18 protein-coding genes are annotated in these 21,105 nt (G+C 64.3%); 5 read left to right on the top strand and 13 right to left on the bottom strand.

The features are described 5' to 3' along the window. The first annotated feature begins 3 nt into the window (after positions 1 to 3). A complete protein-coding gene (locus tag ACKUUH_RS11675; RefSeq protein ID WP_407950092.1) occupies positions 4 to 312 on the top strand; it encodes a helix-turn-helix domain-containing protein in 309 nt (102 codons plus the stop codon). Between the two features lie 11 nt (positions 313 to 323). Here the strand turns inward: ACKUUH_RS11675 and ACKUUH_RS11670 are convergent, their stop codons facing one another. The 3 genes from ACKUUH_RS11670 to ACKUUH_RS11660 all read right to left on the bottom strand — a co-directional run bounded on the left by ACKUUH_RS11670 (position 324) and on the right by ACKUUH_RS11660 (position 3,877). Next, entirely contained in the window at positions 324 to 1,457 is a 1,134-nt protein-coding gene (locus ACKUUH_RS11670) for an aromatic ring-hydroxylating oxygenase subunit alpha (RefSeq protein WP_407950091.1), read from the bottom strand. Positions 1,458 to 1,749: 292 nt separating this feature from the next. Continuing rightward, positions 1,750 to 3,066, bottom strand: a complete 1,317-nt coding sequence (locus ACKUUH_RS11665; protein WP_407950090.1) for a cytochrome P450 — start codon at positions 3,064 to 3,066, stop codon at positions 1,750 to 1,752. 118 nt (positions 3,067 to 3,184) lie between these two features. Next, positions 3,185 to 3,877, bottom strand: coding sequence for a TetR/AcrR family transcriptional regulator (locus ACKUUH_RS11660; protein ID WP_407950089.1), 693 nt, complete (start codon positions 3,875 to 3,877; stop codon positions 3,185 to 3,187). A 186-nt stretch (positions 3,878 to 4,063) separates the two neighbouring features. Here ACKUUH_RS11660 and ACKUUH_RS11655 point away from each other — a divergent pair, with 186 nt between their 5' ends. Both ACKUUH_RS11655 and ACKUUH_RS11650 read left to right on the top strand, forming a co-directional pair. Next, positions 4,064 to 6,133, top strand: a complete 2,070-nt coding sequence (locus ACKUUH_RS11655; RefSeq protein WP_407950105.1) for a 3-hydroxyacyl-CoA dehydrogenase NAD-binding domain-containing protein — start codon at positions 4,064 to 4,066, stop codon at positions 6,131 to 6,133. 66 nt (positions 6,134 to 6,199) lie between these two features. After that, entirely contained in the window at positions 6,200 to 6,568 is a 369-nt protein-coding gene (locus ACKUUH_RS11650) for a limonene-1,2-epoxide hydrolase family protein (protein WP_407950088.1), read from the top strand. Here the strand turns inward: ACKUUH_RS11650 and ACKUUH_RS11645 are convergent. The 8 genes from ACKUUH_RS11645 to ACKUUH_RS11610 all read right to left on the bottom strand — a co-directional run bounded on the left by ACKUUH_RS11645 (position 6,565) and on the right by ACKUUH_RS11610 (position 15,673). Then, the gene (locus tag ACKUUH_RS11645) at positions 6,565 to 6,825 is read right to left on the bottom strand and encodes a hypothetical protein (protein ID WP_407950087.1); all 261 of its coding nucleotides are present in this window, start codon (positions 6,823 to 6,825) and stop codon (positions 6,565 to 6,567) included. The genes ACKUUH_RS11650 and ACKUUH_RS11645 overlap by 4 nt on opposite strands. Further along, positions 6,822 to 8,075 carry a hypothetical protein gene (locus ACKUUH_RS11640; protein WP_407950086.1) on the bottom strand — a complete coding sequence of 418 codons (1,254 nt, stop codon included), beginning with the start codon at positions 8,073 to 8,075 and terminating at the stop codon, positions 6,822 to 6,824. Before ACKUUH_RS11640 ends, ACKUUH_RS11645 begins: the two co-directional genes overlap by 4 nt. Positions 8,076 to 8,149: 74 nt before the next feature. After that, complete coding sequence (locus tag ACKUUH_RS11635) at positions 8,150 to 8,893, bottom strand: peptidase (RefSeq protein ID WP_407950085.1); 744 nt, start codon at positions 8,891 to 8,893, stop codon at positions 8,150 to 8,152. Between the two features lie 52 nt (positions 8,894 to 8,945). Continuing rightward, positions 8,946 to 9,764, bottom strand: a complete 819-nt coding sequence (locus ACKUUH_RS11630; protein WP_407950084.1) for a transglutaminase domain-containing protein — start codon at positions 9,762 to 9,764, stop codon at positions 8,946 to 8,948. A gap of 9 nt (positions 9,765 to 9,773) precedes the next feature. Further along, positions 9,774 to 10,718, bottom strand: coding sequence for an alpha-E domain-containing protein (locus ACKUUH_RS11625; protein ID WP_407950104.1), 945 nt, complete (start codon positions 10,716 to 10,718; stop codon positions 9,774 to 9,776). Between the two features lie 7 nt (positions 10,719 to 10,725). Continuing rightward, positions 10,726 to 12,144 carry a circularly permuted type 2 ATP-grasp protein gene (locus ACKUUH_RS11620; RefSeq protein ID WP_407950083.1) on the bottom strand — a complete coding sequence of 473 codons (1,419 nt, stop codon included), beginning with the start codon at positions 12,142 to 12,144 and terminating at the stop codon, positions 10,726 to 10,728. A gap of 186 nt (positions 12,145 to 12,330) precedes the next feature. Then, the gene (locus ACKUUH_RS11615) at positions 12,331 to 13,608 is read right to left on the bottom strand and encodes a lytic murein transglycosylase (protein ID WP_407950082.1); all 1,278 of its coding nucleotides are present in this window, start codon (positions 13,606 to 13,608) and stop codon (positions 12,331 to 12,333) included. A gap of 79 nt (positions 13,609 to 13,687) precedes the next feature. Then, positions 13,688 to 15,673 (bottom strand): beta-galactosidase, encoded by a 1,986-nt coding sequence (locus tag ACKUUH_RS11610; RefSeq protein WP_407950081.1) that lies wholly within the window; start codon positions 15,671 to 15,673, stop codon positions 13,688 to 13,690. Between the two features lie 101 nt (positions 15,674 to 15,774). Here ACKUUH_RS11610 and ACKUUH_RS11605 point away from each other — a divergent pair, with 101 nt between their 5' ends. Both ACKUUH_RS11605 and ACKUUH_RS11600 read left to right on the top strand, forming a co-directional pair. After that, a complete protein-coding gene (locus tag ACKUUH_RS11605; RefSeq protein WP_407950080.1) occupies positions 15,775 to 17,088 on the top strand; it encodes an alpha-glucosidase/alpha-galactosidase in 1,314 nt (437 codons plus the stop codon). Positions 17,089 to 17,185: 97 nt separating this feature from the next. Next, on the top strand, positions 17,186 to 18,886 hold the full coding sequence (locus ACKUUH_RS11600; RefSeq protein ID WP_407950079.1) for a DUF368 domain-containing protein: 1,701 nt from the start codon (positions 17,186 to 17,188) through the stop codon (positions 18,884 to 18,886). A 24-nt stretch (positions 18,887 to 18,910) separates the two neighbouring features. Here ACKUUH_RS11600 and galK read toward each other — a convergent pair whose 3' ends face one another. Further along, positions 18,911 to 19,960 (bottom strand): galactokinase, encoded by a 1,050-nt coding sequence (galK, locus tag ACKUUH_RS11595; RefSeq protein WP_407950078.1) that lies wholly within the window; start codon positions 19,958 to 19,960, stop codon positions 18,911 to 18,913. Then, entirely contained in the window at positions 19,957 to 21,048 is a 1,092-nt protein-coding gene (galT, locus tag ACKUUH_RS11590; RefSeq protein WP_407950077.1) for a galactose-1-phosphate uridylyltransferase, read from the bottom strand. The genes galK and galT overlap by 4 nt, the downstream gene beginning before the upstream one ends. Positions 21,049 to 21,105 lie beyond the last annotated feature (57 nt).

The following is a 21,105-nucleotide window of genomic DNA, read 5'->3' as shown; positions in this document are numbered from 1 at the left end:
GGCATGAGCAATTTCGCGAAGGAACTGATTGCCTCCATGGAGGAAGCGCGCGAGCACGCCAGAGGCGGCAAGACGGGCGTGCAGATGCGTCAGGTCAAGCCTGTCGACGTCAAGAAAGCCCGGAAGGCTCTTGGCATGACGCAGGCCGAGTTCGCGCAACTCATGGGCACCAGCGTTTCCGGTTTGCAGAAATGGGAACAGGGAGCCCGCCAGCCCCGTGGGGCAGCACGTACTCTTGTGCGGCTCATCGAGCGCGCTCCCGAAGCGGTGAAGGAGGCGCTGGACGAACAGGAGGAAGCAGACGCCGCCTGAGGCGTTCCTTCTCACTCCCGTCCGAGTTCGCCGAGAAGCCATTTCTGGTGCTCGTGGATCGCGCCTTCGAGGTGGCTGAGGCGGCCGGCGCGCGCGGCGCCGCTCATCAGCCCCTTCTGCACGCCGTCGCAAGCGGCAATGTCTTCCATGTGGACGGCGAAGGTGCCTTCGCGCAGGAAGGTTTTCAGCGTTTCGACATCCGGCACATCGAGCGATTTGGGATGCGCAAGGAGGTAGACGGTGAGCTTGAAATGGTCCACGCCGTCGATCTCCATGCGGTACCAGACGACGCTGTCCGCGAGCACCGCGAGCAGCATCGAGGGATAGACGTTGAAGACCGAGAAACCGCGCCGCGCGCGATCGGGAACGCCGTCGAGCGGCTTGAAGAGCGAGTCTGAAAGACCATCATCCTTGCGCGGCATGCGCAACACCGCATAGGGCGCATTCGTCTCCTCCGCCCGCGAGATCGCGGCCGGATAGTTCGGCTCGAAGGTTTCGGGATGGATGGCGAAGTGGTGATAGGCCTCCATGAAATTGTCGACCAGCACCTTCCAGTTGTAGGGCTGGTCGAACTCGATCTGGCCGACGATTTCCATCTCGTCCATCTTCCAGGGCGCAAACTCCTCCGCCAGCGGCGCGAGCGAGCGCGCGAGTGGCGCGGCATCGCCGCTCAGATTGACGAAGATGAAGCCGTTCCAGACCTCGCAACCGAAGATGGGCAGCGCGCAATCCTTGTGCTCGAAGCCTTCCGCCTTTTCCATCAGGGGCGCGGCCATGAGCGAGCCATCGAGCGCATAGGTCCATTTGTGATAAGGGCAGGAAATCGTGCCCGAGCTTTCCGCGCCGGTGCCGAGCAGCATCCAGCGGTGACGGCAGACGGCGGAAAGCGCGCGCACTTCGCCGTCCTTGCCGCGCACGATGAGGAGCGGCTCTCCCGCGACGTCGATGCGGAAGCGGTCGCCTGCATTGGGGATTTCCGAGGCCCGGCCGACCGAAACCCAGTTGCGCGCGAAGACGCGCTCCGTCTCCGCCTCGAAGACCTCCGGCGAGGTGTAGAAGGCGGGCGGCAGCGTGGATGCCTGGGCGAGCGGCCGCAGGACAGCGGCGCGGCCTGCCGGCATGAGGTTTTCGAGCGAGGTGGACATGGGGACTTTCCTAATTTCGACCGTTCGGTCGAAATTAGGGTGGAGGAGGTGTCGAGTCAAGCGGATGGACCGCCGCGAAGAAAGGAACCTGCTGTCTCGCGAGCGTCGACCTTCATTCAAAATGTCATTGCCGGGCCCTCCTTTGAACTTTTAAGGAGGCCGGCAATCCAGGGACGAGGACGCAGGACAGCCGGCAAGAACGATTCATGCGAAAAAGAACGCCGCCGGACGAGCCGGCGGCTTCTGGACCCCCGGGTCAAGCCCGGGGGTGACGTTTCAAATAAACAAAAACCTACCCGTGAACCGCCACCGGCAGTTCCGTGATGCCGCGGATGAAGTTGGAGCGGAGATATTTCGGCTCTCCCACCACTTCGACCTTGCTGAACCGCTTCATGATCTCTTCCCAGAGAATCCGGAGCTGCATCTCGCCGACGCGATTGCCGATGCAGCGATGGATGCCGAAGCCGAAGGAGAGATGGTGACGCGCGCCTTCGCGGTCGATCAGGAATTCATCGGCGCGCTCGATCTTCTCGTGATCGCGGTTGCCCGAGACGTACCACATGGCGACCTTGTCGCCCTTCTTGATCGTCTTGCCGCGAATTTCCACATCTTCCATGGCCGTGCGGCACATGTGCGCGACCGGGCTCTGCCAGCGGATGATCTCGGACACCATGTTCGGAATGAGGCCGGGATCGGCTTTCAGCTTCTGGTATTCCGACGGATGCTGATTGAGCGCGAGCACGCCGCCGGTGATGGAATTGCGCGTCGTGTCGTTGCCGCCGACGATGAGGAGCAGCATGTTGCCGAGATATTCGTTGGGCGGCATGTTCTTCGTGGACTCGCCATGCGCCAGCAGCGAGATGAGGTCGGAACCCGGGTTGGCGAGACGGTCCTTCCAGACCGCGTCGAAATATTCCCAGCAATTCCAGAGCTCCTTGAATGCGTCTTCCGGCGTTTCGAAATATTCCGGATCGCCGATCCGCTCCACCGTGTCCGACCAGTGAATGAGCTTGTGGCGGTCTTCCTGCGGCACATTGAACAGCGTCGCCAGCGTGCGCCCCGTAAGCTCTACCGAAACCTCGCGCACCCAGTTGAACGTCTCGCCGCGCGGCAATTCGTCGAGAATGAGCCCCGCGCGCTCGCGAATGACGGGCTCGAGATCGGCGAGGTTCTGCGGCGTGAACATGGGCTGCACGACCTTGCGCTGCTCGTCATGCTTGGGCGGGTCTTCCATGATGAACATGGGAAGATAGGTGAGCGGATCGGGCTCACCTTCGAGCGGCAGCCCGCCGAGGCGAATGCCGCCATTGCGGATATCGGACGAGAACAGCTTGTGGTTCGTGTCCACAAACATGATGTCCTCGTATTTGGTGATCGACCAGTAACGGCCATAGGGACCGGTATCGTTGAGATGGACGGGGTCTTCCTTCCGCAGCCGCTCGAAATAAGGCAGCGCCTTGTTGGCCGCGAAAAGCTCGTCATGCGCGGGGTCGAGTTCTTCGAGCGGGATCGAGTAAGGATCGCGATTGACGTCGATCTTCCAGCGCGCGGCGAGATCGGCGTTCTTTCGCGTGTAGTCCCGCCCGATGGCTATTTGTTCGTCGCTCATGGACTTCCTCCCGGTTTGCCGCTTTTCCCCTCTAATGTATGGCGCGCGGGGCAAGAATCCAGCGAGATACGCAAAGCCTCCTTCGTCCGTTTTGCATACGGTCACACGAGGAGCAGCGCTACGTATTTGCCGCCGCTTCCGCCTTCACCTCGTCGAGGCCCCGGCCTCCGGCAAGCAGGCCACGCAGGAGGAGCGAGGCGACTTCTTCGGCCGTGCTGCGCATCCGGGCGCGGTCCTCGCGCTCGGCCCAGGTGACCGAATATTCCGTCGCGGCAAGAAGGGTTTTCGCAACCGTCGCCGCATCGCAGGCAACGAACTCGCCTTTCGCATGCCCTTCGCGAAGCCGCGCACGGAGCCAAGCAAGGAGCTTCTGGCGCTCCTTCCCGTAGGCTGCCATGCGCGCGTCGTTCAGATTGCCTTGCGAAAGAAGCCAGGTGCAGTCGTAAGGCGCGGCGCAGAGCATCTCGACATCGAAGCGGAGATAGAGGAAGAGCCGCGCGGCCTCCGTGAGGGGGGCCCGGCCGAGCTTTTTCTGCATGTCGAGCGCTGGCGCGAGCACGTCCTCGACCATGGCGTAGACGATCTCTTCCTTGGAGGGGAAGTAGTAGTAGAGCGAGGCCTTGCGCAGCCCGGCTTCGGCCGCGATCTCGCGGACCGATGCGCCCGCGAAGCCTTTGGCGCGAAAAAGGCGGGCGGCGGCGGCGATGATATCGGCGCGCGGGTCGCCTGAAGCTGCGGCATCGCCGCTCCGGGGGCGCCCAACCGCCCTTGCCTGTTTTTCCGGGGTTCGCTTGTCCGGCCTTTCCGCCACGCGCCTGTCTCCTCGTTACGCCGTTCCGCGATCCTATCACGCCGCACGTCCTGTTCATCCCCTGACCGGCCCCGATCAGTCCTGCACAGGCGGGAGCCAAGCCCCGTCTGGCGCCATTGCCCCCCGGCGCTATAATCCCCGCCAACAACCAACCATAACGAAGAGGCAGGGAGCGCCATGACAGCGATCAACGACGTCACCACGCTTGAGAAGGAAGGCGGCATCGCCGTCGTCACCCTCAATTCGCCACCCGTGAACGCGCTTTCGGCGCCGGTACGCGAAGGTATCGCCAACGGCATCAAGCAGGCGATCGACGACCCGGACGTGAAGGCCATCGTGCTGATCTGCGAGGGCAAGACCTTCATCGCAGGCGCGGACATCACCGAATTCGGCAAGGCACCGAAAGGCCCGAGCCTCTTCGACGCGCAGGCCATGATCGAGAATGCGCCGAAACCCGTCGTCGCGGCGATCCACGGCACGGCGCTGGGCGGCGGCCTGGAAGTGGCGCTGACCTGCCACTACCGTGTGGCGGTGCCTTCGGCGAAATGCGGACTGCCGGAGGTGAACCTCGGCCTCCTGCCGGGCGCGGGCGGCACGCAGCGCCTGCCGCGCATCGTCGGCCCCGAAAAGGCCCTCGAAATGGTGACGACCGGACAGCATGTGGGCGCGAAGAAGTGCCTCGAAATGGGCCTCGTCGACGAACTCGCGGAAGAAGGCAAGCTGCGCGAGGGCGCGGTCGCCTTCGCCAACAAGATCGTCGCCGAAAAGCGCCCGCTGAAGAAGGTGCGCGACCTCAACGACAAGGTGGAAGCCGCCCGCGGCAAGCGCGAAATCTTCGCGAATGTGCGCAAGGCCAATGCCCGCAAGTTCCGCGGCTTCCTCGCGCCCGAATACAACATCCAGTGCATCGAGGCGGCGGTGAACCTGCCCTTCGACGAAGGCGTCAAGGTGGAGCAGAAGCTCTTCCGCGAACTCGTCACCGGCACGCAGTCGGCGGCGCAGCGCCATGTCTTCTTCGCCGAACGCCAGGTCTGGAAGCTGCCGGACGTGCCGGCCGACACGCCGATCATTCCGGTGAACAAGGTCGGCATCATCGGCGCCGGCACGATGGGCGGCGGCATCGCCATGAACTTCCTCAATGTCGGCCTGCCTGTCACCATCGTGGAGACGAAGCAGGACGCGCTCGACCGGGGCCTCGGCGTCATCCGCAAGAACTACGAGAACTCGGCGAAGAAGGGCCGCTTCCCGATGGAAGAGGTCGAGAAGCGCATGGGGCTTCTCACCGGCTCGCTCGACATGGGTTCGCTCGCCGATTGCGACCTCGTGATCGAGGCCGTGTTCGAGAACATGGACGTGAAGAAGGACGTCTTCGGCAAGCTCGACAAGATCGTGAAGCAGGGTGCGATCCTCGCGACGAACACGTCCGCGCTCAACATCGACGAAATCGCAACGGCGGTGAAGCGGCCGGAAGCCGTGATCGGCCTCCACTTCTTCTCGCCCGCGAATGTGATGCGGCTTCTGGAAGTCGTGCGCGCGGACAAGACCTCGAAGTCCGTCATCGCGACATCGATGCAGATCGCCAAGAAGATCGGCAAGATCGCCGCGCTTGTCGGCGTCTGCCCCGGCTTCGTCGGCAACCGCATCCTGGCCCAGCGTCAGCGCGAGGCGCAGAAGCTGATCATGGAAGGCGCGATGCCCTGGGACGTCGACCGCGTGCTCTACGATTTCGGCCTGCCGATGGGCCCCTTCGCCATGTCCGACCTCGCCGGCCTCGACATCGGCTGGAACAAGGAAAAGTCGAAGGGCGAAACGCTCCGCGACCGTCTCTGCGAGATGGACCGCCGCGGCCAGAAGACGGGCGCGGGCTATTACGACTATGACGAGAACCGCAACGCGAAGCCCTCGCCGGTCGTCGAGAAGATGATCCTCGACTATGCCGCCGAAAAGGGCATCAACCGCCGCAAGATCAGCGACGACGAAATCCTCGAGCGTTGCATCTATCCGATGATCAACGAGGGCGCGAAGATACTCGAGGAAGGCAAGGCGATCCGCTCGTCCGACATCGATATCGTCTGGATCAACGGCTACGGCTTCCCCGTCTATCGCGGCGGCCCGATGTTCTATGGCGACACGGTGGGCGCGGACAAGGTGCTCGCCAAGATGAAGGAATTCCAGGCGACGATGGGCGACGACTTCAAGCCCGCCGCGCTTCTGGAAAAGATCGTCGCGGAAGGCAAGAAGTTCTCGGACTTCTGAGGAACGCAAGCAAGACGGGGCGGTGCATACCAGGCACCGCCCCGAATGTTTTTGGGAGGAAAACAGATGAGCGACAACGAACAGACGATCCGCGACTTCGTGAACGCCTGGCCGCGCCTCGATGCCGACGAGATCGTCGGCTATTTCGCCGAGGACGGCGTCTACCACAACATGATGCTCGACCCCGTGAAGGGCCAGGCGGCGCTCAAGGGCTTCATCGCCGGCTTCATCGCGAACTGGTCGGACGCGAAGTGGGAGATCGTCAATCTCGTCTCGCGCGGCGACCTCGTGATCGCCGAACGCGTGGACCGGATGAAGGTCGGCGGCAAGCCGGTCGCCCTTCCCTGCTGCGGCGTCTTCGAAATGCAGGGCGGCAAGATCAAGGTCTGGCGCGACTATTTCGACCTGCCGACTTTCGCGAAGGCGGCGGGCTAGACGCCCGCCATCGCCGCGAGTTCGGCATCCGGTTCATCGAGCCATATCTCGCAGAGCCAGAAGCCCGTGGTCGCGGGCTCTTCGTCTTCTGTCATTTCCTCGTAAGGATAGCGGATACGCGAGGGATCGACGTTTCGCTCGCCGTTTTCGTCCACGATCAGGAAAGGCTTGCCTTTCCCAGCCTGGGCCACATCGAGCAGATCGAGCAGAGCCTCACGGCCCGCAGCCCGGATCGGGTAATGGTGAAGCTCGCTCATGATGCAACCCCCACCCGGATTTCGCCAATCTGGCCGTTCATTTCAAAGCCGGTCCCCGACAGGATGCGGCCTATCTGGCCGACGGAAAGAGCAGGCAAGGCGAAGCTCGACGCATCGCTCGCCCCGGCCAGATCGGTCGCGATGATCTGCCATGCGCCATCGATCGCTCGGCACTCGATATCCTTCCACCCGGCTGTGAGCCAGGTGCCTGCGCTTAGCGCAAAGTGGGTGGTTCCTCCCGTGGCAAGACGGAAACGGGGAATACCGCCGACAGCAATGTAGCCCTGAACATAGTTGCCGCTGTCTGCACCGAATGCCCATATGCCTTGCGTCACCGTAATTGCGGGATCGAAGTAGACCCTCGATTTGACGGTGAACCCGTCCGCAAACCCGACCGCCGCCGCCAGCGCCGCAAAATCCGGAATGGCGAGGGCGTCGGCCAGACGCGTGGTGCCGGTTCCGCCCGCCGTGACGATGGGCGGCGAGGTGAAGGTTGCTTCCTCAAGCTGGTTGAGGATGAACCAGACGATCTTGCCCGCCGCAGCCTCGATCACGAGTTGTTGCGACGAGTTTGCCGGGGTGACGGTCGCGCTTCGCCGCGTGTAGACGGCCGAGTTCGTCCAGCCCGTGCCGCCGGAGGAGGAAAGTACCATGCGGGCCGAACCCGTGGAGCGCATATAGGCGCTCATGGTGTGCGGGTTCGTGTTGCCGCTGTTCCCGGTCACATAGGCTTGTGCATTCGCTGAGCCCGCCGAGTTATCGAGCTTGAACGCCATGCCGGAGGTGCAGATGCCGCCGAGACCCGCGGCTGCAAGTTCGGCGGTGTCGTCCACAACCGTCAACGTGGCGGCGGCATCGCCTGCTTTCGACACACCCGTCAGATCGGTGGGGTTGGCGTTGAAGTTCCGGCACTTGTTGACGCGCTGCCCGCCGGCATAGAGCCCGCGATCCGTGATCGCCGGGACGTTGGCATCGAACGGCTGGAGGATACCCGCATCCGTGAACCATGTTGCGGGCGAGGTGCGCGATGCGGAAAGAACCGCTCCAAGAGAGGCGGTCCCTCCTTCGCGCATGTAGCGGCTATTGGCGAAGTCGAGCGCGAGAACGTCACCCGGCTGCCACCATACCGTCGCGGCGGAGAAGCCCGGCGCCGGGGCACCGGCGAAACCCCGCCAGCAGGGCGGTTGAGAGAGAGGCCATGAGGGAGAACCGCCAGGCGCAAAGCCGGCGGACCGCAGGATGTAAGACATGAAGCTGCTCCTTGTCCGGATGATTTCGCCGGACAGTCTGGAGCGGTGCGCCGGTGGCGGGGATTACTTGCCCGTCAGAACTCCCAGCCCGGCCCCGGAATGGCGCGGTATGCCTGGGTCAGGGCATCGGACCAGGAAGTGCGGAGCCCCTTGAAATACTCGTCGTCGTCCCTGATGCGCCGCTGCAGAGCGATCTTGAGCGCATTGCGGCGATAGACCATGAGATCGATCGGCATGCCGACCGACAGGTTCGAGCGCATGGTCGAATCCATCGAGATGAGCGCGAGCTTCAACCCGTCGGCGAGCGGCGTGCCGTAGGTGAGGGCGCGGTCGATGATGGGCTTGCCGTATTTGTGCTCGCCGATCTGGAGATAGGGCGTGTCTTCCGTGGCCTCGATATAGTTGCCGGCCGAGTAGATCTGGAAGAGACGGAGCTCGCCATTGCCGACCTGCCCGCCCATCAGGATCGAGACATTGAAGTCGCCCGATTGCGCCTCAAGCGAAGGGCCGTCGATGCGGTAGACCTCGCGCACGGCCTGGCCCATGAGCTGCGCCGCGCGCACCATGGTCGGCACGGTGTGAAGCGTTTCCGGCTTGTCGGAACCGCGAACGCGAACGCCCTGCTCCGTCGCCATGTTGATCGCGGCCTGGCTGACGGCGAGGTTGCCTGCCGTCATCAATCCGATCACCCGGTCGCCCGGATGCTCGATGATACTGAGCTTGCGGAAGGTGGAAATATTGTCGACGCCGGCATTGGTGCGCGTGTCCGCCAGCATCACGAGGCCGCCTTCAAGCCGAAGCGCGACGCAATAAGTCATTCTCGTCTCCAGATATCGCCGGCGTCCGCGCCGGTCTCATTTCATTTGCCGCTCACTGCTGGGCAGCACCGGCATCGACCCGAAGCCGGACTTCCATCGTTTCCTCGCCGCCGCCGCGCCGGAGCCCGCGAACGGGTGCGGCCTCCAGATAATCGAGGCCGCAAGCGACACGGACATGCGCGTCGGTCGGGCAGATACGGTTGGCGACGTCGAATCCGACCCAGCCAAGGCCATCAATATAAGCCTCGGCCCATGCGTGGCTAGCCTCATATTCAGTGTCCACGTCGTCCCAGAGATAGCCGCTGACATAGCGCGCCGGCAGCCTCTCCGCGCGGGCCGCCGAAACGAAGACATGGGTATGGTCCTGGCAGACGCCGTAGGAGTGGGAAAGCGCTTCCGCAGCGGTCGTTGCCGCATGGGTCTCTCCGATCCGGTAATCGACCGCATCGCGGACAGCGCCCATCAGCCGGTGCGCGAAATCGAGCGCCGAACCGCCGGAAAGCCGCTTCACCTCGGCAGCGAGCGCCCGGATCGCCTCGTCGGGTGCGGTGAGGTCCGTCTGGCGGAGGAAGAAGGCCGGCGGGAAAGGCTCCGCCGTGCCGCGCACCACGCCGCCCGTATCGGTGGTTTCGATCTCGCCCGCGATGCTCAGCGCGATCGTGCCGTGATGACGGTCGACATAGAGGGTCTGGAAGAGGTTCCCATAAGCGTCCCTGCCCTCCGTCAGCGACGCGAAAGGGGGCACGGAGAGGCGCCAGGACAACACTTTCTGCGTGCCGCTGTCCTGTGGCTGCACGCGCAGAACCTGCATGGAGTAATTGGCTTCTACCGCGTAGCGGTAGGTCGTTTCCTGGCGAATCTGGATAAGCATGTCTGCATACTACCCCAAAAGATAGCTGCGGCTGATTTCCAGTCCGAGGCGGTCATTGGTCTCGATATGCTCGCTCAGGAACTCATGCAGGCCCTGGCGGAAAATATCTTCGACCTTGCCGAAACGCAGCCTCGAATAGATCTGCCCGGCGACGCGGTGGCACTCATGGCGCTGCCCGTATTCCTCACCGAGCTTGTCCAGGCACTCCTTGATCTCGGCCGCGCAACTGATGAGCGAGCGTGGCATTTCCTCGCGCATGACGAGGAATTCGGCGATGAGCCAGGGCTTGAGGCCTTCCCGGTAGACGGCATTGTAGCTGCGGTAGCCGGAGACGGCCCGCAGGATCGACGCCCATTGATAATAGTCGATGCCGCCGCCGACTTCGGCATGCTCCGGCAGCAGAACATGGTACTTCACGTCGAGAATGCGCGCTGTGTTGTCGCTACGCTCGATGAAGGTTCCGAGCCGCGAGAAATAGAAGCTGTCCCGGCGAAGCATCGTCGCCACGGTTCCGCCGGTGAAGAGCAGCGAACAGTCCTTCACCCAGTCGAGAAAGCGGTGAAGGCCGCTGCCGCGCACGCGCGTCTCGTTCCAGCGCGGCAGTTCGAGCCACGCCGAATTGAGGCATTCCCATTGTTCGGTGGTGAGCGCGGTGCGCACGGCGCGCGCATTGCGCCGCGCCGTCTCGATGCAATTGCGGATGCTCGACGGGTTCTCTGTATCGAAGGCGAGATAGGAGATGACGTTCTCCGGTGTCGCCTCTTCGTGCTTCCGGTAGAAGTCCTCCTCCGCGCCGGAGACGATGACGGCCGACTGCCATTCGGACCCGTCCGCATCCGTGCCGGACGGCATGAGCGAGAGACGGTCGGTGACACGGAGCATGCGTGCGAGATTCTCCGCCCGCTCCATATAGCGCGAAATCCAGTAGAGATTGTCCGCGGTGCGGGCAAGCATCATGGCGCTAGTCCTTCAACACCCAGGTGTCCTTCGTGCCGCCGCCCTGGCTCGAATTGACGACGAGCGATCCTTCGCGCATGGCGACGCGCGTCAACCCGCCCGGCACGACGCGAATGTCGGCACCAGAAAGAATGAAGGGCCTGAGATCGACGTGACGCGGGGCGACGCCTTCATTGACGAAGGTCGGGCAAGTGGAAAGCGCGAGCGTGGGTTGGGCGATGTATTTTTCCGGCGCGGCCTTCACCCTTGCGCCGAAGGCCTCGATTTCCTCTTTCGTGGATTTCGGCCCCACAAGCATGCCGTAACCGCCGGAGCCGTGGACCTCCTTCACGACGAGCTCGGCGAGATGATCGAGCACGTAGGCCGCATCGTCCTTTTCGCCGCAGCGCCATGTCGGCACGTTCTTCAGGATCGGCTTCTCGCCGAGATAGAACTCCACCATGCCGGGCACATAGGTGTAGATCGCCTTGTCATCGGCGATACCCGCCCCCACCGCATTGGTGAGGTTCACATTTCCCGCGCGGTAGGCATTCATCAGTCCGGCAACGCCGAGAACCGAATCCGGCCTGAAGGTGAGCGGGTCGAGGAACTCGTCGTCGACACGCCGGTAGATCACGTCGACGCGCTTCGGCCCCTGCGTCGTGCGCATATAGACGATGTCGTCCATGACATAGAGGTCGGGGCCCTCGACGAGTTCGACGCCCATCTGGTCGGCGAGGAACGAGTGTTCATAATAAGCGCTGTTGTAGATGCCGGGCGTGAGCACAACGACGGTCGGCTCGCCCGGACAGTTGCGCGGCGCGACCGAGGTGAGCGTGCGCATCAGCTCGTCGCAATAATGATCGACCGGGGCGACGTTGTAGCGCGAGAAGAGATCGGGGAAAATCCGCATCGTGATCTCTCGGTTCTCCAGCATGTAGGAGACCCCCGACGGCGTGCGGCAATTGTCTTCCAGCACATAAAAGTCTTCCGCGCCGACGCGCACCATGTCGATGCCGGCAATATGCGTATAGACATTCTGCGGCACAGAGACGCCCTGCATCTGGTAGCGATAGGTGTCGTTGAGGAGAACCTGGTCGCGCGGAACGAGGCCCGCGCGGAGAATTTCCTGCCCGCCATAGACGTCCGCAATGAAGGCGTTGAGTGCCTTCACGCGCTGGATGAGCCCTTCCGAGATGAGCCGCCACTCGGCCGCCTCGATGATGCGGGGGATGATGTCGAATGGAATGATGCGTTCGGGATCGCCGCCCTCGCCATAGACCGCGAAGGTGATGCCGATGCGGCGAAGGAAGGTTTCGGCTTCCTCGCGCCTCAGCGTGAGGATGTCGAGCGGCGTCTCCTCCAGCCAGGACTGCAGTTTGCGGTATGCCTGCCGGACATCGCCGCCCGGTCCTCCCATTTCGTCAAAGATGGCGTGCGCCATCGACTCTCCTGCCAGTGTGGCTTTTGCTCTGCCTTTTGAGCCTATAGGGAGAGCAAAAGCGATGCCATGCTCGCGAACCGGTCATTCAGGCGAATTGCAGGCAGAAGACACCTTGCCGCGACCAGTTTTGCGAGCCCGGCGGGCAAAGGAACGCCACGAAAAGAGGCAATGTGCCCAGAGCTGCGGCTAACGCCCGCGAAGGCGCCGAAGCAGGTCGTGCGTCGGGTAGCCGTCCGCGGGCAGGCCGAGGCTCGCCTGATAGGCGCGCACGGCCTTGCGCGTGTTGAAGCCGATAATGCCGTCGACCCCGCCGGTGTCGTAGCCGCGGTCGCTGAGAAGCTGCTGCAGGTCGTGCCGCTCCTGCCGCCCGAGCGGACGGTCGCCGCGCGGCCAGTTCCCCTCGATCTCGCCCCGCCCCTTGAAGCGGTCGGCAAGGAGGTTCACCGCCAGCGAATAGGAGGTGGAGGCATTGTAGGCGAGCACGGTGCGGAAATTGTTCATGACGATGAAGGCCGGACCCCGGTAGCCGGACGGCAGGAAGATCGAGGCTTTCTCGCCCATCTCCCCGCTCGGGAAAGGCCGCCCGTTCATGCGCATGACACCCGCCTTCGCCCATTCGGCGACGGGACGGGAAATCGACATGTCGGCCTGCGCGTAGTTGAAGCCTTCCGGGAGCTTCACCTCGTAGCCCCACACCGCACCCGTCTTCCAGCCGGACTGGCCGAGATAATGACCGGCGGAGGCGAGCGCGTCGGCATGCGAGTTCCAGATGTCGCGCCGCCCGTCGCCGTCGAAATCGACGGCATGGGCATTGTAGGTCGTCGGGATGAACTGCGTGTGGCCCATCGCGCCCGCCCAGGAGCCGGTCATGCCTTCCGGCGTGATGTCGCCGTTCTGGATGATCTGCAGCGCGGCGATGAGCTGCGTGCGGCCATATTCGACGCGCCGCCCCTCGAAGCCGAGCGTCGCCAGCGAGCGGACGACACTCATCTTGCCCTGGAAGGAGCCGTAGTTCGATTCGAGCCCCCAGATCGCAACCAGCACATGACGGTCGACACCGTAACGCGCCTCGATGCGGTCGAGCAGTGCCTTGTTCTCGGCCAGCAGCGCGCGGCCCTTCGCGACCCGCGTGTCGGAAAGCGCGCCTTCGAGATATTCCCAGACCGGCTTCGTGAACTCGGGCTGCGCTTCGTTCGCCTCGATCACGTCCCGGTCGATCCGGATACCGGCGAGCGAGCGGTCGAAGGTCGAGGGCTCGATACCGGCCTTGAGCGCATCGGCACGGAAGGCGGTGAGCCAGTCGGCGAAGGCGGCGTCTTCGGTAATGGGAGAGGGAAGCGGCAAGCGGGCATCCTCCGGCGCGGCATCGGCGGCACAGCCCGTGAGGCTGAGCGCGAGCATCGCCATGGCGGGCACCGCCAGACGCAGCCTGCGACGGCCGGAAAAGACAAAGGAAAGACGCATCAGGTGCCCCCGGGCTGAACTCATGGACGGGACGCTAGCACGGCCCGGAATTTTTCGCAGACGGCTCCTGCCGGGCTGGTTAACCGGCCTCGCACAGGACCGCGACATCGCCCACATCGAGCCGCGCGCCGCCCAGCTCGAACCGGGTAGCGGGAAAATGCGGCGAGATGTCGGCAGGCTCCGGCCCGTAGTTGAAGACGAAGCGATAATCCCCGCGCGTTCGCGTCCGCAGTCCGGCGGGAAGATCAAGCGTCTCAAGCCCCGCCTCCCCCGCCAGCCGGGCGACGATCCGCTGCAGCAGCGCTTCATCCGGCGCACCGGCAAGATAGTGCGCACGGGCCCGGCGCGTGAGGGCGGGATGCCCGTCCTCCGTTTCCGCGAGAACCTCCGTGCCCGCTGACGGTTCCACGAATTCGCGCCAACGGTCGAAGCAGAACGTCTCATTCTCGTAGCGGACGGGAACGGCGCTCCAGGCGCGGTAGCTCTCGACCCGTGTCACGCGAAGCCCGAGGAGACCGGCAAGCGGCCCCGGCGCGAGATTGTCCGGAATGCGATGCGAGGCCGTGCGGCTGCCGGCACGCGGCCCGGCAAGGACCGTCCCCTCGAAGCGCACGAGTTCGGCGGCAAGCCGCTCCGGTACATGCGGCATGGAGGGCAAGAGCACGAGGGCGTATCCGGAAAGTGCCGCATCCGGGCCGACGATGTCAACATCGAGACCGAGCCGCCTGAGCGCCCGGTACATGGCGAAGGCCTGCTCGATATAGGAGAAGTTGCGGCCCTGCGGCTGCACCCGCAGAAACCACGAGGCCTCGTAGGAAAAGACGAGTGCGGCCTTCGCGCGGACCGGCGCGCCAAGCGGCCCGAGCGCGGCGAGATCGGCCGAGAGCTGCTGCACCTCGCGATACGCTCGGTCGGGCGAACCGTCCGGCAGGTTGAGCCCGGCATGGAACTGCTCCTGCGCGAAGGGCGCCTGCCGCCACCGGAAGTAGGACATGGTCTCGGCGCCATGCGCGAAACCTTCGAGACCCCAGAGGCGGACGAGACCCGGTAGCGCATCGAGATTGTAGTCCGCCCAGTTCACCGGGCCCGGCTGCTGCTCCATGACCCAGAAGCGCCCGCGCCCCGCCCCGCGATAAAGATCGTGATGAAAGGCCTGAAGATCGGGATCGCCCGTGCGAGCAAAGGCGGCCTTGTGTTCGGACGAGGCCGGAAAGACGTCGAGACTGCCGAGCGGATAGGAATCCCATGTCGCGATGTCGAGATCCTTCATCGTCTCGTAGTGATCGAAATCGAGGAAGAAGGTCATGAAGTTGTGGAGGATGTCGCGCCCCGGCGACAGCGCGCGAAGGATATCGGTCTGCACGCGGTTGAAGGCAGCGACCTGATCCGACGAATAGCGGTGGAAATCCGCGCGGTGAGCGGGATTGGTCTCCGTGACCGCGCCGGCCGGGAGGTCGATCTCGTCGAAGTCGCGATACTCCATGCTCCAGAAGACATTGCCCCACGCCTCGTTCAACGCGGCCACAGTGCCGTAGCGATCCTTCAGCCAGTGACGGAAACCGAGCTTCGCCTCGTCCGACCAGGAAAGAACCGTGTTGTGGCAGCCATATTCATTGTCGGTCTGCCAGGCGACGATGGCGGGATGCGTTCCGAAACGCTCGGCAAGCGCGCGCACGATCCGCGCGCATTCGCGCCTGTAGCCGGCATGCGAAAAGCAATAGTGGCGGCGGGAAGCGAATCCGCGCGGACGTCCATCGCGGCCGACAGGCAGCATGTCGGGCATGGAATCGACGAGCCATTTGGGCGGCGTCGCCGTCGGCGTACCGAGAATGACCTGAAGCCCCTCCCCATGCAGCACGTCGAGCGCGCGGGCGAGCCAGCCGAAATCGTATTCGCCGGGCGAAGGCTCGAGCCGCGACCAGGCGAACTCGCCGATACGGACGCGCGAAATGCCCGCTTCGCGCATGCGTCGCGCATCCTCCGCCCAGACCGTCTCCGGCCAGTGCTCGGGGTAGTAGCAGACACCGATCGAGACGTCCGTCGCCATGGAACCCGCTTGCGGCATGGAGCCTCCCTTCCCTTGTGCATCAAATTTGCCGGAAACCGCCCCGCTTGCAAGCGTGCCCGCCCTGACCGATGCTCACTCGCAAAAGAGGGAGCACGGGCATGACGAAAGTCTGCATGATCGGGGCGGGCAGCACCGTCTTCATGAAGAATCTGGTGGGCGACATCCTGCTGAACGAGATTTTCGCGGATTGCGAGATCGCGCTCCAGGACATCGACGAGGCGCGGCTGAAGACTTCCGCCGTGGTCGCGGAAAAAATCGCCGACGCGCTGTCCGTCTCGCCAAGGATCGTCGCGACGACCGACCGGCGCGAGGCGCTTGCGGGCGCCGACTTCGTCATCGTCATGATCCAGGTCGCGGGCTACAAGCCCGGCACTGTCACCGACTTCGAGATTCCGAAGAAATACGGCCTCCGCCAGACCATCGCAGACACGCTCGGCGTCGGTGGCATCATGCGGGGCCTGCGCACCGTGCCGGTGTTGCTGGACATCGCGAAAGACATGCGCGAGGTCTGCCCCAACGCGCTGATGCTGCAATATGTGAACCCCATGGCGATCAATTGCTGGGCGCTGAACGAGCTTGCGCCCGATATTCGCCATGTCGGCCTTTGCCATTCCGTGCAGGGCACGGCCTTCGAACTCTCGAAGGACCTCGGCGTCGACTACAAGTCGCTGCGCTACCAATGCGCGGGCATCAACCACATGGCCTTCTATACGACGTTCGAGCGCGAGCTTCCCGACGGCACACGCGAGGACCTTTATCCGAAGCTGAAGGAGATAGCGGCGCGCGGCGAGGAACCCGGCTGGAACAAGGTGCGCTACGAAATCCTGCGGCGCACGGGTTATTTCGTAACCGAATCGAGCGAGCACTTCGCCGAATACGTGCCCTGGTTCATCAAACGCGACAGGCCGGACCTGATCGAGAAGTTCAACATTCCGCTCGACGAATACATCCGCCGCTGCGAGGAACAGATCGCGGCCTGGGAGGCGCAGGAGCGCGAGCTCGTCTCCGCGAACCGGCTGGAGGTGAAGTTCTCCGGCGAATATGGCGCAAAGATCATGCGGGCGGTCACAGCCGGCAAGCCCGCCGTCATCAACGGAAATGTCTTGAACAACGGGCTCATCGACAATCTGCCTGCCGGCGCCTGTGTGGAAGTGCCTTGCCTTGTCGATGCGAACGGCATCACACCGGCAAGGGTGGGCAAGCTGCCGCCGCATCTTGCCGCCATGATGCAGACCAACATCAACGTGCAGGCGCTCGCGGTCGAAGCGATCCGCACGGGCAAGCGCGAGCACATCTATCATGCCGCCATGATGGACCCGCATACGGCGGCCGAACTCTCGCTCGATGAAATCTGGTCGCTTGTGGACGACCTCATCGAAGCGCATGGCGGATGGTTGCCGGCGTGGCACTGAACCCGGCACAGGCATCGCGCGGGTTTCGCATATCAAAACCGTGCCGGCACGCTAGAATCGGCGGTGATTCTGGGGCAGGACGATGCCGGAGACCTTGATGACGTCCAACGAAAATCCGAGCGAGTTCACGCTGCCAAAGAGCTGGCAATGGAAGCCTCTTGCCGGCTGGACCGCCGCCGGCCTTCTGCTCTTCGCTTCGTGGATATGGCCGCTCACCCGCGAATGGTGGGACCTTTTCGACGTCCGGGTCTTTCAGGTCATGAACGGCACGGCCGGCACGAGCGACATCTGGGCGACGATCTGGGCGCTCACCGGAAGCACCCGTTTCGACATCTTCCTGATGCTGACGACCCTTGGCATCTACATCAATTACATCGGCTCCGGCGATTTGGCGCGCTTCCGGCACGGCCTCGTCTTCGGTCTCATGACGGCGGTGCTGCTGCTCGCCGTCATCCTGCTTCAACATCTTCTCGCCTTCAATCCGCGTCCGTCGCCATCGCGCGTCCTCGACGGTTTCAACTCCATCCGGATCGCCGTTCCGTGGTCGACCGTTCAGGAAGTTTCGGATGCGAGCTTTCCCGGAGACCGCGCGGCATTGGCGATGGCTCTCGCCACGATCTGGTGGCGCGGTTTCAACTGGCGTATCGGCCTTGCCGGTGTGGTGCTCGTCTTGTTCTTTACGCTCCCCCACATTGCCGCCGGCGCGCATTGGGCGAGCGATGCCGCGATCGGCGGCGGCGCCGTGGCGCTGATCGCCGGAGCGATCCTCGCGGGAACGCCGATCCCCTGGCACATCTATCGCGCGGCTCTGACGCCGGTGGATCGGGCGCTTTCGTTCTGGACGGGCCTCGCGAACCGTCTCAGCCCCGACGGCCAGGACAATGTAAACCCGACACGGCAGGTGCTGCGCGGCATGTGCATCGGCGCGGCCGATCTCGTACCCGGCGTGAGCGGCGGCACGATGGCCCTCATCCTCGGCATCTACAAGCGGCTGATCAGCGCAATCGCCCATGTGGACAGGGAATTCCTGCGGCTTCTCGCCGGACGCCAGATGCTCGCGGCGGCACGGCACATCGACATTCTCTTCCTCGGCACCATCGGCATCGGGGTGCTGCTGTCGCTCATCATTTTCAGCCGGATCGTTCCGCTGTCGATGCTGGTGACAACCCTACCTGAAATCACCTTCGGCTTTTTCTTCGGGCTGATCGCGGCCTCCATCGTCGGCCTGCTTTCGCATGTGCATGTGAAAGGCGCGACGGGCTGGCTCTGGATCGCGCTCGGCGTCGTGCTGGGCCTTCTTGCGGCGATCCTCGTGCCCGTGCGCACACCCGATGCAAGCTGGTTCATCTTTCTTTGCGGCATAGCGGCGGCGGCGGCCATGCTCGTGCCCGGTATTTCCGGCTCCTTCGTGCTCCTGATCCTCGGCAAATATACCGATGCGATCGAAGCGCTGGGCAAGCTCGACCTCTCCTTCATCGCTCCGCTGGCCGCTGGCGTGGTGACGGGTGCCCTGCTCTTCTCCCGTGCGATCAGCTGGATGCTTGAGCACTTCTATCGCCAGACGCTGTTGACGGTGATCGGCGTGCTTGCCGGATCGCTGCTCGCGGTCTGGCCCTTCAAGGACCGCCACTACGAAGAGGTCGGAGAGAAGATGCTGCTCGTTTCCGCGGACCCGTATGTTCCGCAACAGTTCGATCCGACCGTTGCCTTCACCATCGTCGCCGTCGCGGCGGGTATCGTCCTGTACCGTTTCCTGGACCGGTTGGCGCAGCACGCGGAAGAAGACGAAACGCTCTGACGGGCCGCAGGCACGGTTGTCGGTTCAACCGCGGACAAGCCATGCCTGCGGGTTCGCCGCCGAGACCCGTTCCCACCACGCCGCCTCATCGGTATCCGGCGGCAGAAGCGCCACCGCGCATCCGCCGAACCCTGCACCAGTCAACCGCGCGCCCGCCGCGCCGGCGGCGAGCATCGCGTCGACCAGCCGGTCGAGTGCCGGCGTCGAGACCTCGTAATCCGCGGCCAGCGAGCGATGGCTCTCGGTCATCAGGCGGCCGAAAGCGGAGACGTCCGCCCCCTCCAGCGCAGCAACCGCCGCCAGCACGCGCATGTTCTCGGTAACGACGTGACGCGCCCGCGCCCGCACAGCAGCGGGCAGGTGCTCGACATCTTCCGGCACGGCATCGCGGAGCGCGGAAAGCCCAAGGAGCGATGCCGCTTCCTCGACGGCGCGACGGCGCTCGTTGTAAGCGCCATCGGCAAGGCGCCGCTCTTCGCCGCAATGGACGACGCGGAACCGGAAGGTGGAGGGCACACCGACGAGCCGTCCCGTGCCCGTGCGGCAATCGAGCAGCAACGCCTCGCCCGTACGGCCTGCGGCAGATGCCATCTGATCGAGAATGCCGCAATTGACGCCGCAATAGCGGTTCTCCGCCCGCTGCGCCATGCGCGCGATCTCGGCATCGGGAAGCGACCTGCCCGCGAGGACTAGCGCGGCGCGAATGACGGCGACTTCGAGTGCGGCGGACGAGGAGACGCCCGCCCCTTGCGGAATGTCGGAGGCGACGAGCACCGCAACCGGCGGCACCTCGACGCCGGCTGCCGCAAGCTCGGCGAGCGGCCCGGCGACATAGTCCGTCCAGTCGCCGCGCGGCGGGCCGAAAGGGTCGAACGCCGAAGCCGGATGCCCCTCGCTCCGCGCAGCGAAAGCAGGCGCGCGCGCCATCAGCACCCGTGTTTCGCAGCGAAGTGGCATGGGCAGGCAGAAGCCTTCGGCATAATCCGTGTGGTCGCCGATGAGGTTGACGCGGGCGGGCGCGCGGCCTTCCGCTTCGGCCTCGCATCCGAATGCTTCCCGGAAGGTTGATCTCATGGCGCCTCCCCCGCGGGCACGGCACGCAGCCGCGCCGCCGCATCCTCCGGCAGGACATCCGCGAGAAAGACGCCCGTTCCCTGTTCCACGCCAGCGAGATATTTGAGCTTGCCCGCGTCGCGGCGGAGCGGGCGGATGTCGATCGTCATGTGGAACGTCGCCTCGAAACCCCTCGGCGCGCATTGCACCGTGAGGATGTAGGGCATGGGCGAGCCGAAGAGCCCGTCGAGACGGCGTACCGCGCGCCCGAGAAGCCCGGCCATCGCCTGCCGCTCGGCATCGTCAAGCGCCTGCGGGCCCGCCACACGCCGGCGGGGCGCGATCCACATTTCGTAGGGATAGATCGCGAAAGGCGGGACAAGCGCCACCGCCACCTCCGTCTCCTCGACAACAAGCGCACCGGCATCGCGAAGAAGCCCCTCGATGACGGGCGCCTCGGCTTGCGCTTGCGCCGCGCGGCGCGCCTGCGCGGGAACGAAGGGGAACGCGTAGATCTGACCGTGGGGATGGTGGAGCGTCACCCCGATCTCCTCGCCCCTGTTCTCGAAGGGAAAGACATAAGGGTAGGTCTCGCCGAGCGCTTCGGCGCGCACGCCCCAGACCTCGAGAAGGAGCGCAAGCCTGTCCTCGCCAAGCGTGCCGAGCCCGGCATGATGATCGTCGGAAAAGACAACGACCTCGCAACGGCCCCTGGCCGGAGCCGTCTCGATGCCCCCAAGTTCGACCGGCAGGGCGGCGCCGGTAAGGGCCGGGAAGCGGTTCTCGAAGACGGCGACCTCGAAATGCCCGAAGGGGATTTCGCCGAGGCGGCCCTCCGCCGCGGGGCATAACGGACAGGAGGCGGCCGGCGGCAGAAACGTCCGGCCCTGCCGCGCACCGGCATAAGCGACCCATTCACGCCGCAGCGGATGCCATCTGAGATGCCCGCCCCCCGAATCGGGCGCCGGCGGCAGACACGCGCGCACTTCCCCCTCATGAGGGGCATGACCGTAGAGCAGGAGCTCCCGCCCGTCCGGCAGCCGGAATTCCCTCAGATCGAACAGAATGTCCTCCCCCCGGACGCCATGCGCCCGGCGCAATCTCCGCAATCGGTGCTCGCCATCATGGTTAAGGCCCCGTTAGGGTTATCGTGCAATGAATCGGGC

Source organism: Parvibaculum sp. (genome assembly GCF_045863935.1).
In the GTDB taxonomy this organism is placed as follows: domain Bacteria; phylum Pseudomonadota; class Alphaproteobacteria; order Parvibaculales; family Parvibaculaceae; genus Parvibaculum.
Note: the sequence above shows the minus strand (reverse complement) of the source record. Positions and strands in the feature narration are given on the sequence as shown.